Annotated in this window: 7 protein-coding genes; 1 reads left to right on the forward strand and 6 read right to left on the reverse strand. The window is 73.0% G+C overall.

Going from position 1 to position 13,741, the window contains the following annotated elements; all coding sequences use genetic code 11:
- Nucleotides 1-707 precede the first annotated feature (707 nt).
- Nucleotides 708-2,579, forward strand: a complete 1,872-nt coding sequence (locus JGS22_RS21195) for an AfsR/SARP family transcriptional regulator (RefSeq protein WP_211039312.1) — start codon at nt 708-710, stop codon at nt 2,577-2,579.
- 263 nt (nt 2,580-2,842) lie between these two features.
- Here JGS22_RS21195 and JGS22_RS21200 read toward each other — a convergent pair whose 3' ends face one another.
- The 6 genes from JGS22_RS21200 to JGS22_RS21225 all read right to left on the reverse strand — a co-directional run bounded on the left by JGS22_RS21200 (nt 2,843) and on the right by JGS22_RS21225 (nt 12,771).
- The gene (locus tag JGS22_RS21200) at nt 2,843-4,672 is read right to left on the reverse strand and encodes an ABC transporter ATP-binding protein (RefSeq protein WP_211039313.1); all 1,830 of its coding nucleotides are present in this window, start codon (nt 4,670-4,672) and stop codon (nt 2,843-2,845) included.
- The gene (locus JGS22_RS21205) at nt 4,669-6,660 is read right to left on the reverse strand and encodes an ABC transporter ATP-binding protein (protein WP_211039314.1); all 1,992 of its coding nucleotides are present in this window, start codon (nt 6,658-6,660) and stop codon (nt 4,669-4,671) included. The genes JGS22_RS21200 and JGS22_RS21205 overlap by 4 nt, the downstream gene beginning before the upstream one ends.
- The gene (locus JGS22_RS21210; RefSeq protein WP_211039315.1) at nt 6,657-8,690 is read right to left on the reverse strand and encodes a condensation domain-containing protein; all 2,034 of its coding nucleotides are present in this window, start codon (nt 8,688-8,690) and stop codon (nt 6,657-6,659) included. The genes JGS22_RS21205 and JGS22_RS21210 overlap by 4 nt, the downstream gene beginning before the upstream one ends.
- A 109-nt stretch (nt 8,691-8,799) precedes the next feature.
- Entirely contained in the window at nt 8,800-10,002 is a 1,203-nt protein-coding gene (locus JGS22_RS21215; protein ID WP_211039316.1) for an acyl-CoA dehydrogenase family protein, read from the reverse strand.
- Nucleotides 9,995-11,257 (reverse strand): type III PLP-dependent enzyme domain-containing protein, encoded by a 1,263-nt coding sequence (locus JGS22_RS21220; protein WP_211039317.1) that lies wholly within the window; start codon nt 11,255-11,257, stop codon nt 9,995-9,997. Before JGS22_RS21220 ends, JGS22_RS21215 begins: the two co-directional genes overlap by 8 nt.
- A complete protein-coding gene (locus tag JGS22_RS21225; protein WP_211039318.1) occupies nt 11,254-12,771 on the reverse strand; it encodes a class I adenylate-forming enzyme family protein in 1,518 nt (505 codons plus the stop codon). The genes JGS22_RS21220 and JGS22_RS21225 overlap by 4 nt, the downstream gene beginning before the upstream one ends.
- Nucleotides 12,772-13,741: the final 970 nt, after the last annotated feature.

A 13,741-nucleotide genomic window follows, 5' to 3' on the forward strand; every position in this document is an offset into this window, starting at 1 on the left:
CGTTCCCCCGGGGGCGGTGGATCTCCCGGGACCCGGCTCCCGCTCTCCGTCCCGGTTCGCGGCTGTCCCTCGAGTTCGGAATGGGTGGTGCGCCATGTCCTCGCAGGTCGGTCCCGTCAGATCCGGTACGCCGTTCCCGCACCGGCTTCCGCGTCGGCGCACGGCCCGCCGTTCCGCCGACGATCGCCGCGCAGCCGTCCGGCACGTCGACGACGTATCTGCGCCGCTCGCCCACCGCGCCCGCCGGCTCCGCGACTTGGCTGCAGCTCCACCGAACTCCCCCGGCCCGTCCCGAGATGACGGGTGAACCCGCTCCGCGGTACGACCCTGCCCCGGCGCCCGCCCGGTTCGAGTGAACGCGGTGCCGGGCAGGTGACGAAGCACCCCGGAGCGACGCCGGGGAGTCCGGCCGCCCGCATGCTGGAGACGTACGCCGCCCCAGCCCGGAGGCCGTTCCCACAGCGCGCCGGTCCCACCGGCGTCTGCGCACCGAAAGGCACGTCAGCGGACCGGAAGAGCTCCGCGGCCCAGCGCTCGGCGCCCCCGGTTCACACTCCCGGCGGGCCCTCTCGCGCGTACGGATCGCGGGCGTGCAGCGCTGCGTCGCCTCGTCGGACCGGAGCCCCCGGCGGCGCCGGCTCCCGCCGCACGGCAGTAACGGATCACCACCTTCGACGCCAACGCAGCTCTCTCCCCAGGAGGTTGGATTGATCCCCGGGCTTGGATTCGACGTACTCGGCGAGGTGCGCGCCTATCGGGACGGGACGAAGCTGCCGCGGCTCGGGGCGCCGCAGCAGCAGAGCACCTTGCTGGTGCTGCTGCTGCTCGCGGGCCACGCCGTCTCGATGAGCCAACTCGTCAGGGCGCTGTGGGGCGAGGAGCCCCCCGCCGCTGCCGTGCGCAGCATCCGCACCCACATCTGGCGGCTGCGCGGGCTCCTGGGCAGCGACGGGGCGCCCGCACGCGAGCTGATCTCCGTCGGTGACGGCTACCGCCTGGACATCGACGCATCGGCCGTGGACGCCAACCGCGCGGAGTCCGCGCTGAAGAAGGCGGCGCGGCTGCGGCTGGCCGGACAGCCGGACGCGGCGGGCGACACTCTCGACGAGGCGCTGCAACTGTGGCGGGGCGACCCGCTCGCCGGAGTGCCGGGCCCCTTCGTCGAACGCCAGCGCGACAGGCTTTCCGAACTGCGCCTGACGATGGTCGAAGAGCACCTGGAGCTCGATCTCGCCCGTGGCCGCCACCAGATGACCATCCTGCGCCTGCGGGAGCTGGCCGACGCATACCCGCTGCGCGAACGGCTGCACGGCCTCCTGATGCGGGCGCTGTACGCGGCCGGACGCCAGGCCGACGCGCTGGCGGTCTTCAGCGCGGCCCGCACTCTGCTGGTGGAGGAGTACGGGCTCGAACCCGGACCGCAGCTGACGGAGCTTCACCAGCGCATCCTCCAGGGCGATCTGCGCCTGGCGGCGGACACCGAGACGGTGCCACCGGCTCCTGCCGGCCCCGCCTGCCTCGTTCCGGCGCAGTTACCGCCCGATCTGCCCGACTTCACCGGCCGAGAGGCCGAAGTCGACGAGTTGTGCGAGCTGCTGACACGAAGCCCCGGCAGCGCGCCGCCCGTCGTCTCCCTCACCGGGATGAGCGGTATGGGAAAGAGCGCACTGGCGGTGCACGTGGCACACCGGGTCCGCGACGCCTACCCGGACGGGCAGCTCTTCTGCGGCCTGCGCGGCACCGGCGACCGCCCCGCTCGCAGCGGTGAGGTGCTGGCGGGGTTCTTGTCCGCGCTGGGAGTGGATGCGGTACCCGCCGGAGCTGCCGCCCGCTGCCGGATGTTCCGCTCCCTGCTCGACGGCAGGAAGATGCTGCTGGTGCTGGACGACGCGCGCGACGCGGACCAGGTGCGGGACCTTCTGCCGGGGTCGCCGAGCTGCGCCGTGGTCGTCACCCACCGCGCACGACTGGCCGGGCTGCCGCTCAGCCGCCAGCTGGGACTTCGGTCCTTCACCCCGCACGAATCGCTGGAACTGCTCGGCCGCACCCTCGGACGGCAGCGGATCGACCGGGAGCCCGGCGAGGCGTCGCTCCTCGCAGGTGCCTGCGGGGGCCTGCCGCTGGCGGTCCGCATCCTGGGGAGCCGGCTGGCGGCCCGTCCGGACTGGCCGCTGGCCGCGATGGGCGAGCGCCTCGGCGACGAGCGGCGCACCGTCGCGGAGTTGCAGGTGGGCGGACTCGCGGTGGGCAGCGCGCTGGAGCCCGGCTACCGGCGGTTGCCTCCCGTACAGGCTCGTGCCCTGCGGCTGCTTGCGACGGGTACGGGCGAGCGGATCACGGTCTCCGCCGCCGCAGCGGTGCTCCACTCGGACCGGTTCGAGGCGGAGGCCGTGCTCGAAGCGCTCGTGGACGCGGCGCTGTTGGAACCCTCGACGCCGGGCAGCTACACCATGCACCCCCTGGTGCGCTGTTTCGCCCGCCATCACGCCCGGGCGGAGGCGGCTGCGAAGCTCCGCACCGCGCCCGCCGTCTCCCCCGCCTCTCGGCGGGCCGGGTTCGTCGTGACCCGGCCCGAGTGACGTCGGCCCGCGGTCCGTTGTTCGCCGGCCCCCGGCGCCGGCGGACAGCTGGCGGGCGCCGGGGCCGTCCCGCGCGCGAGCGCAACGTCGGCACCGGCGCGGCCGGCGGCAAGCCGTGCTGGACGTCCCGACCGGAGCCGCCGGGGCCGCCGGCCCGGTGACGGTACGTCGGTGACGCCGGGGCCGGTGACGGTACGTGGGCCCCGCAGACGTCGAATGGCCTCCGCCCGACGGCCGTTGGGCCCGTCGGCACCCCGGTCAGCTCATCGGATGTCCTTCTCCTGGTAGGCCGCGGCCTGGGTTCTGTAGGACTCCGCATAGCGTCCGTCTGCGGCCATCAGCTCCGTGTGGGTGCCCTGTTCGGTGACGCGTCCGCCGTCCAGGACCACGATGTGGTCGGCGCCCCGCACGGTCGAGAAGCGGTGGGAGACCAGGAGGGTGGTGCGGCCGGGATCCGCGCGCGCCTGCCGCATGAACACCTCGTACAGCTCGTGCTCGGCCAGCGGGTCGAGTGCGGCGGTCGGCTCGTCCAGGACGAGCAGCAGCGGGTGGCGGCGCATCAGGGCGCGGGCCAGCGCCAGACGTTGCCACTGCCCCTGGGAGAGCTCCACTCCCCCGTAGATCGTGCCCAGTTGGGTGTCGGGCCCGTCGGGCAGCCGGTCGACGATCGGGTCGGCTCCTGCTGCGTGGATCGCACGGGCGACCTCCTCCCGGTCGTCCATCGCGTCCGGATCGCCGATGCCCACGGCGTGCCGGATCGGCAGTTGGAAGCGGACGAAGTCCTGGAAGGCGCCGGTGAGGCGTCGGCGCCAGGCGGTGGTGTCCAGTTCGTCCAGTGGTACGCCGTCGACCGTGATGCTTCCGCCGGTGGGTGTGTACATCCCGCTCAGCAGCTTGACCAGGGTGGACTTGCCGGCGCCGTTCACTCCGACCACGGCGATCACCGATCCGGGACGGAGCGTCAGGTCGACCCCGGTCAGGGCCGGTTCGTGTGCGCCGGGGTAGGTGAAGGCGAGGTCGTGCACCCGGATGCCGTGCTCCAGAGCGCAAGGTGCAGGGCGGGTGCCGGTGGGCTGCTGCCGGCGGGCGTGGGCCAGCAGCCACAGGTAGTGGTCGGTGGTGTGGCCTGCCTCGGCGACCCGGGAGAAGCCGTCGACGGTGCCGCGGATCTGGGAACGCAGCTGAGTGCCCAGCGTGATGACCAGCATCAGGTCGCCGAGGGAGGCCGCGTCCTCGGCGACCAGCCAGGCGGTCAGGACCAGGGCGGCGATGAAACCGGCCGCGTAACAGACCCAGCCGGTGAGCTGCCAGACGATCGCGCCGAGCCGGGCCCTGAGAACGGCGGTGGTCACGCGGGTGCGAGCCGAGTGGGCGGTCTCGTCCAGTACCGCCCCCGCCCCGGTCAGGTAGATCTCCTTGCCCGATTCGGGTGTCAGGAACATGCGGTGGACCCGGTCCTCCAGACGCTGGTCCTCAGCCGTGGCGGCCCGGGCTGCGGCGAGACTGTGCCGGGCCCGCTTGGCCGCCCACAGCGGCGGGAGCGCGAGCAGCGCCAGCACGGCGAGAGCCGGGTGGACACCTGCCAGGAGCCATACCGACAGCCCGGCGCTGATTACGCCGATACCGGTGTCGGACAGGGACCAGCAGGAGCCGGCCAGCGCGGCGGTGTGACGGCGCAGCAGTTCGAGACGGTTCAGGTAGTCGGGACGTTCGAGATGCTCGAGGGTGGGGATGGAGGCGGTGGCGGTGAGGATCTCCCGGTTCACCTCCAGGTCCACGCGGTCGGTGAGGTCGTGCTGGTAGTTGTACCGAACCCGATTGCCCGCCGCGGCGGTGACGTGGGCGACCACTCCGATCAGTACGGCCGGGGCCAAGGCGCCGAGCAACTGCCCGCCGGAGCTCTGTGCCGAGTCGACAACCCAGCGCTGGCTCAGCCCCGTTGCCGCGACCGCGCCCGTCTGGGCGAGGGCGAGGCCGACGACCACGCTCACCACGAGGGGGTCGATGCGCCAGGAGAGGGCGAAGGTGTGGCGTGCGGTGCGCAGGGTTCCGGACCCTGGAACCGCCGCGCCTCCTGAGCTCTTGGCGCTCATCGTGGGGCTTCCTTCCTGCCGGAGCGGTGACCGGTGTCGCGACCGGTGGGGTGACCGGTGTCGCGACCGGCGGGCTGCCGGATGTCGGTGAAGCGGGCGGCCTGGAGTTCGAAGAGGCGGGCGTACTCGCCGCCGGCGTCCAGCAGTTGGCGGTGGGTGCCCTGCTCGGTGACCCGTCCGGCCTCCAGCAGGGCTATCCGGTCTGCCTGCCGCACCGTCGAGAGGCGGTGCGAGATGAGCACCACCGTCGCTCCGGTGACCTCGGCGACGACCTGGCGGTAGAAGCGGGCCTCCGCGTGGACGTCCAGATGGGCCGTCGGCTCGTCCAGGACCAGCAGGTCCCGTCCGTGTTCGACGGCGAAGACCGCGCGGGCGATCGCGACGCGCTGCCACTGCCCGCCGGAGAGGTCCGTGCCGCCGGCGCGGTCGGCGCTGAGCACGGTGTCGTAGCCGTCCGGGCCCCGTTCGGCGAGGGTGTCGACGCCGGCGCGGCGTGCGGCGGCTCGGATCCCTTCCTCGTCGTGGCGGTGTTCGGGCGCCGAGAGAGCGATGTTGTCGGCGAGGGAGAGCGGATAGCGGTTGAAGTCCTGGAAGACGACCGCGACGCGCTTGCGCCACGCCGACACCCCTGCCTCCTCCAGCGGCCTTCCGTCCACGCACAGCCGGCCGGCGGTCGGACGGTAGAGGCCCGAAATCAGTTTGATCAGTGTGGTCTTGCCGACGCCGTTGTGCCCGACCAGTGCCAGGACCTCGCCGGGACGGACGGTCAGGTCGAGACCGTCGATGACCGGGTGCCGGCTCGCGGGGTAGGTGAAGACGAGCCCTTCGGTGCTCAGTGTCGCCGGAGCGCCGGCCGCCGCCGCAGCCACCGGCTCGGCCCGCTGGACGTCGGTGACGGCGGGTGCCGGGTTCCTGCGGTGGGCGGTGTTCAGCCGCTCCATCGCCCGGACCGCGCCGAGGCCGTACTCGATGTCGAACGCTTCGCGCCCCATGGAGGCGATCTGGAAGACGCCCCATGCGGCGACGATCACGGCCATCAGGTCACTGACCGGGAGAGTGCCGCGCGCGGCGGCCAGCCCCGGCAGGAGCAGCGCCGAGCCGGCGGCGACCGCTGCCAGCAGGGCGATCCAGCCCTGCTGGCGCAGGATCCCCCGACGGGCCGACCAGATCGTCTGCGCCCAGTCCAGCACTTCGCGCGTGCGCCGCCGGACCACCCACTCGTGCAGGCCGAAGAGTCGAACTTCCTTGGCTGCCGGCCCGGTCGAGGCCACGTCGCTCCAGTACTGCGCCCGGCGGCGCATGCCCTCGCGCTTGTCGCGCACCTCGGCCAGGTACACCCACCAGCGGCGGATCAGCGCGCGGTTGACGAGACAGACCAGCAGCAGGGCGACGGCGAGCCATGCAGAGAAGGACACGGCGATCACGGCGGCGGAGCCCAGCGCCCCCAGGAAGCGGAAGCACAGGCGGAGTTGGCCCACCGCCGCGGTTCCCGGTGACCGGACCCGGCCCTCACCGACGTCCGAGGCACGAGCGGCGTCGTCGGCGAAGACCGGGTCCTCCAGATGCGCCATGCTCGACGGCGCCATGGCCAACCGGCGAACCCTGCGCCGCATACGTGCGTCGATGCGTCCGGCCGTGTACTGCTCCAGGGCCCTGCCCACCGAGGTGAGGACCTCGTCGGCCACCAGCAGCACGGAGATGGCAACCAGCGGCCCCACCACCGTCGAAGCGGCCCCGCTCCCGGTGGCGGCGCCGGTGAGCCCGGCCACCAGCCAGCCGGTGGCCATCGCGGTGAGGGCGGGCACCGCGGCCGTCCACAGGTGGACCAGGATCAGGAGCGCGCTGACGCTGCGTTCGGCGGCGGACAGTCGCAGCAGGTCGATCCGGTCGCTGAGCAGCGAGCGTTGCGCCGTCCACCAGAGCGTGCGCCGGACCGTGGTCTTCGCGGGGCCGGGCAACCGCGCCGCAGAGGGGTTGCCGGTGCTCATCGGTCGCAGTCCTCCCGGTGCGCGACGCACAGGTCCGCCACCGCACGCAGGGGCCACGGCCCCAGCAGATCGTCCGGGTTGGGCCCGGTGAATCCTTGCAGCGCGAGGCGCTGCACCACGGCCGGTGCGAGGACGGCGGTGCCTCCCTGCTGCCCGTAGGAGAGGTCCAGATCGACGGGGGCGCCGGCGACGGCTGCCGATACGGCCTCCACCAGCGCCCGGTCGGCCGGCCTGTCGGCCGCCCGGCGGCCGTCGGTGCGGCGGCCTGCGCCATCGGCGTCGGTGTGGCGGCCGTCGGCGGCGGCGTTGTGCGGCTCGGCATCGGCGGACGCCGCGGAGGTCTGCGACGTCCCGTCGAGCCATGTGAACTCGTGCGGGCAGATGAGGTCCACTTCCGCGCGGAGCGCGACGAGGACGCGGTTGAGCACTTCCGGTTCTGCGCTCGGCCTGCCGACGAGCCGGGCGAGGAGCACGCGTTCACCCGTGGGGCGTTCCTCGACGCCGACCGAAGCGGCCTCGACACCTTCGACCGTGCGGATCAGCGTCGCCAGTTTGGCCGTGTTCACCCAGCTGTGATCGATGTGGACCCAGCCGTCCGGGTACTGGGCGACCGGCAGCGCGAACCGGTCGACCACCTCCGCGACCGTGGCCTGCGCCAGCTCCGGTTCGTCCGCGAACGCGATGAGGAACTGCTCCATCCCGGTCAGCATGCTCCGAATCTGAGATCGCTCGATGACCGTCCGGTGCGCGATGAGGTCCAGGACCGCTTCGCCGCCGCGCGGAAAGCTCCTCAGGCTGAGGTCCGCGTACTCGTCGCGCCACAGACATTCGAGCTCTTTCACCTCGGTGGGACGGGCAGGGCCGGCGGATCCGCGCAGTTCCTTCTCGAACCGGCTGCTGAAGTTCACGACGGTGCCGAGCCGGATCGAGTGGCCCCGGCGCGCTTCCACCTGTGCCTTGAGGTCCCGGAAGTGCAGATACGAATAGCGCGCACGCCTCGCGCCCACGAGGGTGCGGTTCGCGGTCTCGGCCATCAGCTCGCCGATGGTGGATTCCCCCCTCGCGCTCACGGAGACAAGCGCCTCCTGGAAGAAGCAGCCGACCGAGCGCTCGAAGCCGCGAAAGCGGTTGGAGAAGTTCGTCTTGAAGACGGTCCTGGGATTTCCGGACAGCGCGGCGACGGCGATCGAGAACGTTGCCGAAAGCGCCGAGGAAACGCTCGACCTCGATTCCCGGCGCATCTTCTGCAGAGCCAGCAGCAGCCGGGAGGAATGAAGGCAGGTCCTCAGGTAGTGATTGCCGACTCCGGCGTGCGAACCGGCGATGAAGCGAAAGCGGGGGAACTGCGCCGCCGGGGCGGAGGAGAGTACGTCCTCGCAGTACCGCAGGGCGCTGCCGTTCCGGGCGTCCCACGATCCCGAGTGCTGCTCCCGTGCGAGCGCCGCCGGCTGCAGGATCGCCGTGTCCCGTGCGGGTGTGCTCGGCGGAGCGTCGGCCGAGGGGGGCAGCCCGAGGTACCTCTCCAGGTCCGCTCGCATCACCGGGAGGCTCACTCCGTCCGCCGAAATGTGGTTCAGCAGCAGGACGAGAGTTTTCGCGTGGTTCTCCTCCACCGTGAACCCCACGCGCAGCGGCAGGTCCACCGACTGAATCATCGGTGGGCCGAAGAGGGCGTGGAAGACCGCCTCGACGTCCTCCGGTTCGTTCCCCTCCCGCCGAAACGGAACCGGATCGTCGAACCGCTCCAGCACCGACTGGAACGGGACGCCGTCCCGGTCGGTCGGATAAACCGTGCGCAATGCCTCGTGCCGGTTCATCAGCTTTCGCACGGCCGGAGCGACCGCACTCTCCGGCACGCCTTTTCCCGGTACGCGCACGGTAAATTGAATCTTGGCGCTGTCGACGACCGGAAGCGGGAGGTGGTACTGGTACCAGTACGGCTCCTGGGACCACATGAGGGGCGCCCGCGCCTCTTCGGCACGGGGCGGGGTCCGCGGTTCTCCGCTCTCGGGGACCTGCCGCTGAGTCATCGTGCTCCTTTCGGCGTCCGGGAGGAGTCGGCGCACCGGTCGTCTCGGGGTCGGCACAGCGGCGGGCGCCACCCGGCGCGGAGGTCCGCCACAGGTGGTGCCGGCCGGTTCACAGCAGCTTCACGCCGCGGTCGACGAGGCACAGCGCGCCGTTGGCGGTCCACAGGCGGTCGTTGGAGTAGTTCAGCGCGGCCGAGCGAAGATCCCGCAGCGTCCGCTCCAGCGGTACGGGCGAGTCCGCGCTGTACCCGACCGTCAGTCCGGCGAGCTGCACCATGCGGTCGACCGCCTGGTAGGTCAGCTCGGAGGCAGCCGCCTTCAGGGAGTTGAGGTGGATCTGCACCTCGGCGGCGTCGGGACGGGAACCCTCGGCGCGTACCTGCTCCACCTCTTTGCGCACCCCGCCGAGGTACCCGCTGACCAACTCCAGGTCGAGCCTGATCCGACCGAGTCGTTCGCGCACCAGCGAGGAGGAGAGACGATCGCGCTGTTCCCTGCTGAGCCAGCGCACCAGGGCGGAGAACGAGGAACGGGCGGCGCCGAGCCAGCAGGCGCTCCAGGCCAGGTGCCCCACCGGGGCCATGCTGTCCAGAGCGACCTCCCGAAAGCCGCCGGACGGCCCGACGACCTGGTCCGGCGGCACCGTGCCGGAGAGTCTCAGCGCCCCGCTGGCCGTGCCCCGCATACCGAGGGTGTTCCACCCCCCGGTCGCCTCGACCGTGAGCGCGGCGCGGTCCGCGTAGACGAGGCTGACCTCGTGCTCGCCCGCATCGGCCCTCTCGCGCATGGTGACCAGGAATCCGTCGGCGTGCTGCCCGCCGGTGACCACCGGGGCCTCGCGCCTGAGCAGGAGTTCTTCACCCGCACCGCGCTCCAGCGCGTCGGCGGCCGAGAGCAGGTGGCCGCCCGTCGCCTTCCCGGTCGTGACGGATGCCAGGTACACCTCGCCCGCGGCCACCCGAGGCAGCAACTCCGCGGCCAGGCGCGGGCCTGCGTGCCGCACCAGCACATCGACCTGCTGGCAGTGCATCGCCCAGATCATCGCCGTGGAGAGGCACCCCCCGGCGAGGCGCTGGGCCGTGTGGACCAGGTCGGCCAGATCGGCGCCCGCGCCGCCGTACCGGCGTGGCACCAGCAGGCCGAGATGGCCCGCGCTGCGCAGGGCGGCGAGGTTCTCCACGGGGAAACGTGCGTTGCGGTCGATGTCCGCGGCATTGGCGGCCAGCAGTGCGACGAGCGCGTCCGTGACGTCCGGCGCTCCGCTGTCGCGGGCGCCCGGGGCAGAAGCGGAAGGGGTGCGGGAGTCAGACACGGGGAGCCACTTCCTCGGAGCTCACGACCAGGCGGCGGGCGCTGCGGACGCGGGCGCCCTCGACGACGACCTCGATCGGGCCGGGGTGGCTCAGGAAGCCGAGCAGGCTCGCGGTCGGGCCGTAGGCGCCGGTGTTGGGGACGGCGAGCAGCTGCCCCGGCCTCGGGTCGACCAGCCGGGCCGAGGAGCTGAGCACGTCCAGCGGGGTGCAGAGCGGGCCGACCAGCGTCACCGCCGTCTGCTCGCCGTCGTCGCTCGCGCCGACGGTGAAGGGCCGGGCACCGGGCGACATCAGCCGGCCGAGGCCTGTCATCCCGCCGAGCACGTTGACCCCGGCGTCCAGCACCACGAAGGTCCGGCCGCCCGAGGTCTTCACGTCGAGGACGGTGGTGAGCAGGGTGCCGGCGGTGGCCGTCAGATAGCGGCCCGACTCGAAGAGAATGCGCGGCCGGCCTCGGCGCCAGCCCGGGAACGCCCCGTCCAGCTCGCTCTCGATACCTGCCGCGAGGTCCGGATGGCGGGCCAGTGTGCCCGGCCGCGCCATGGGCGCCGGGAACCCGCCGCCGAGCGCGAGCCGTTGCGGGGCGAGTTCCGCCGCGCCGCAGACGTCTCGGACGGCGGCAAGGGCGTTGCGGAACTCCTGGAGCAGCGCGGCGGGGTCCTCGACGTTGGTGGCGCTGAAGGTGTGGGTGCCGACGGGGCGAGCTCGGCCACGAGGCCGCAACAGTGCGGCGATCTCCTGCCGGTTGGCCACGTCGGTGCCGAACGCGGTGGGTCGTCCGGTCATGCGCAGGGAGCCGCGGGCGCTGCCGCGAGGGGTGTTGAGGCGCACGAGGTACTCGGCGTCGACGCCCGTCCGGCCGCAGGCGTCGGCGAGCCGGTCCCGGTCGGCCTGCGACTCCACCGAGAAGCGGCGCACTCCGGCGGACAGGGCCTCGGTCAGCTGCCGAAGGTGTTTGCCCGGCCCGGTGTACATGATCTTCTCCGGCGGGCAGCCGGCGTTCAGGGCGGCGGCGAGTTCGCCGGTGGAGCTGACCTCCGCGCCGTTGCCGCCGACGAGGAGCCGGCCGACGACCGCCGGGTGCGGATTCGCCTTCAGCGAGTACATCAGGCCGCCGTCGGTGGGGAGATCCGCGGCGAGGGCCGCGGCGGCCGAGCTCACCGCGGCCAAGTCGTAGACGTACGCAGGCGTGCCGTACTCCCGGGCGATGCGGGTGAGCAGCCCGGTCCTGTCGGCCTCGCCGGGGCGGCTCATTGCGCCCACCCCGCCGAGCGCAGCTCCTCGCGGTCCACCTTGCCGTGTGCCGTAAGGGGCAGCTCCGCCAGTACGACGCAGCGGTCCGGCGCCCGCGCGGCGCCCAGTCGCTCCACCAGCGCACGCAGCACCTCGCGTGCCGCGAGTTCGGTGGCCACCCATACGGTCAGCACGCCGGCGGCGTCGGGCGGGGCCGCGGCGGCCGACCGCACCCCCGGGACGTCCAGCAGGGCCGTTTCCAGCTCCTGGGTGCTCATCCGCCAGCCGCGGTGCTTGAAGATGTCGTCGCTCCTGCCGAGGAAGTAGAGCCGACCGTCCGAATCGATACGGCCGGTGTCGCCCGTGTAGACGGCCCTGCCGTCGCCGTCCGGGGACGGGCCGAAGCGGCGCGCGGTCTCCTCGGGTGCGTTCCGGTATCCGGCCATGACGTGCGGACCCGCGGAGACGATCTGGCCGACGGTGTCCGGCGGTTGCGGGCGACCGCGCTCGTCCACGACGAACAGTCGGGTGCCCGGCAGGGCCCGGCCGACGGTGCCCGGATGCGTCAGATCCTCGTCGTGATCGGCCGCGGTGATGCGCTTGCACTCGGTCATCCCGTACATGCACACCAGGGAGCTGCCGGGAAACGCGGCACGGACCCGTGCGGCGTCCGCACCGACGAGGGCCGCTCCGGTGTTGGTCAGCAGCCGGACCCGGGTGGGGCGCGGGTCGCGCTCCGCGAGCCTGGCCAGCACGGTGCCGTAGGCGGGCACCAGGGGCAGCACACTGGCGCCCGCCTCCCTCAGCCTGGCCGGCTCGTCGGCCGACAACCCCCCCGGCGGCAGCACCAGTTCGGCACCGGCCAGCGCGCAGAGGAAGAACTGGTAGAGCCCGTAGTCGAAGGAGAGCGGCAGCCGGTTCCAGACCACGTCCTGCGACCGGTAGCCGAGCCGCTCGGAGATGGCACGGGCGGCGAAGACCACCGCCCGGTGCGGGCAGACGATGCCCTTGGGTCGTCCGGTGGAGCCCGAGGTGTAGAGCAGCAGTGCCTCTTCGGACGCTCCTGCCGTGCCGCGGGTACGCGGTCGGGCGGCGGGAGGGGCGCCGTCGCGCAGCAGAGTGGAGATGCGGACCGCGGCGCTGCCTCCGGCGGGCGGGGCCTGCCCGTCGTCGTCGACCGCCACGAGCACCGGCAGTGCATCGCTCAGCAGGTGGGAGAGCTCGAAGTCGCTGCTTGCCGGGCGCGCCGGCACGAGGGAGCAGCCGGCCCGCAGCACACCGAAGAGAAGCGCGGCGAACTCCCGGCCCGGCCGCAGCACCGAGAGCACTCGGCTGCCGGGCTCGACGCCGAGCTCGGCGAGCCGGTCCGCGACCGTCCGACTGGCCGCGGAGAGACGACTCCAGGTCCAGGCCCCGGTGGCGCCGCGCACCGCCGGGCGCTGGCCGTGCAGATCGGCGGCCCGGTCGAGGAGCGCGACAAGATCGGCGGGTTCGGTCGGTGCCGGCGGCGCGACGAAAGCGGGGTCTGTCACCATTCGCCCTCACCGCCGTGCCCGACCGACGGGTGGCGGTGGCGGCCGTGCTGCGCCCCCGGCGCTCTGCTCCGATCCGCCGGTACGGCGGGGCCTCCGTCGGGCACGACGTTCCGCTCCGGCGCCCGGACGGCGGTGGCGCGCGCGGCCACGGCGCCGCGCGGCGTACGGAGCGGCACGCGCTCCGTACGGGGGACGCAGGCGCCGGACATCTCGCCGGGAGGCTCCTCCGAGGGCGGGTCTCCGGGCCTCCGCGCCGGCACACGGGCCGGTGGGATCCGGCGCCCCCGGCCGCCGGTGCGCCGACCGGGCAGAGCGTCCCTCGGCACCGCCCCGGCAGCCATGGAAACGACCGCCACCGCACCCGCGGCAGCCGTGAACTCCCGAGCGGCGATCCGCATGCCTCTCGCAGAGACGGAGAACAGCCTGTCGCTGAAGTTCGGCGAGGCGTCGGAATTCACCGGCGCCCTGGTCTTCTTCACCGTGCACTCCGAAATCACAGCTGGATTCATTGCTCTCACACATCAGAATTCGTACGGGTACGCACTTCACGTTTCACACGGACGCGTCTCGAATTCGCGGGCCGAGCCGCCGGTATCTCCCTCCGCCACAATCTAGGGCCGGCGGATATATTTCCGATCTCCGATCGATCAGCACCTCTGACGGAGCCCACGCCCCGCCCGCGTCCCTGCCCACGGCGCCGACCGCCGGGCGGACGCGGCGTACCGGCTACCGGCTACCGGCCGGGACGGCGACTCCTGCCCGTACGTCGTGGCGGGGCGTCCGGCGGCCGACGCAGCGCAGCCGGTCGGGCCGGGTGCGGGCAGCTCACCCGCGCGGGCCGCCGCCCGGGGAGAGCGCGCACGGGCTCCGAGCCGGTACCGCCCCGCGGCACTGCGTACGGCCCCCGCGCCGGATCGGGCCCCGGCCCGCTCTCCCCTCCCCGACGGGAGACGTACGCCGTCACGGGAGG

It is taken from the genome of Streptomyces tardus, assembly GCF_018101125.2.
GTDB classification, from domain to species: Bacteria; Actinomycetota; Actinomycetes; order Streptomycetales; family Streptomycetaceae; genus Streptomyces; species Streptomyces tardus.

Coding starts and splice junctions, on each gene's coding strand:
- JGS22_RS21200 (WP_211039313.1), bottom strand. CDS start 4,672: ATGAGCGCCAAGAGCTCAGGAGGCGCGGCGGTTCCAGGGTCCGGAACC.
- JGS22_RS21205 (WP_211039314.1), bottom strand. CDS start 6,660: ATGAGCACCGGCAACCCCTCTGCGGCGCGGTTGCCCGGCCCCGCGAAG.
- JGS22_RS21210 (WP_211039315.1), bottom strand. CDS start 8,690: ATGACTCAGCGGCAGGTCCCCGAGAGCGGAGAACCGCGGACCCCGCCC.
- JGS22_RS21220 (WP_211039317.1), bottom strand. CDS start 11,257: ATGAGCCGCCCCGGCGAGGCCGACAGGACCGGGCTGCTCACCCGCATC.
- JGS22_RS21225 (WP_211039318.1), bottom strand. CDS start 12,771: ATGGTGACAGACCCCGCTTTCGTCGCGCCGCCGGCACCGACCGAACCC.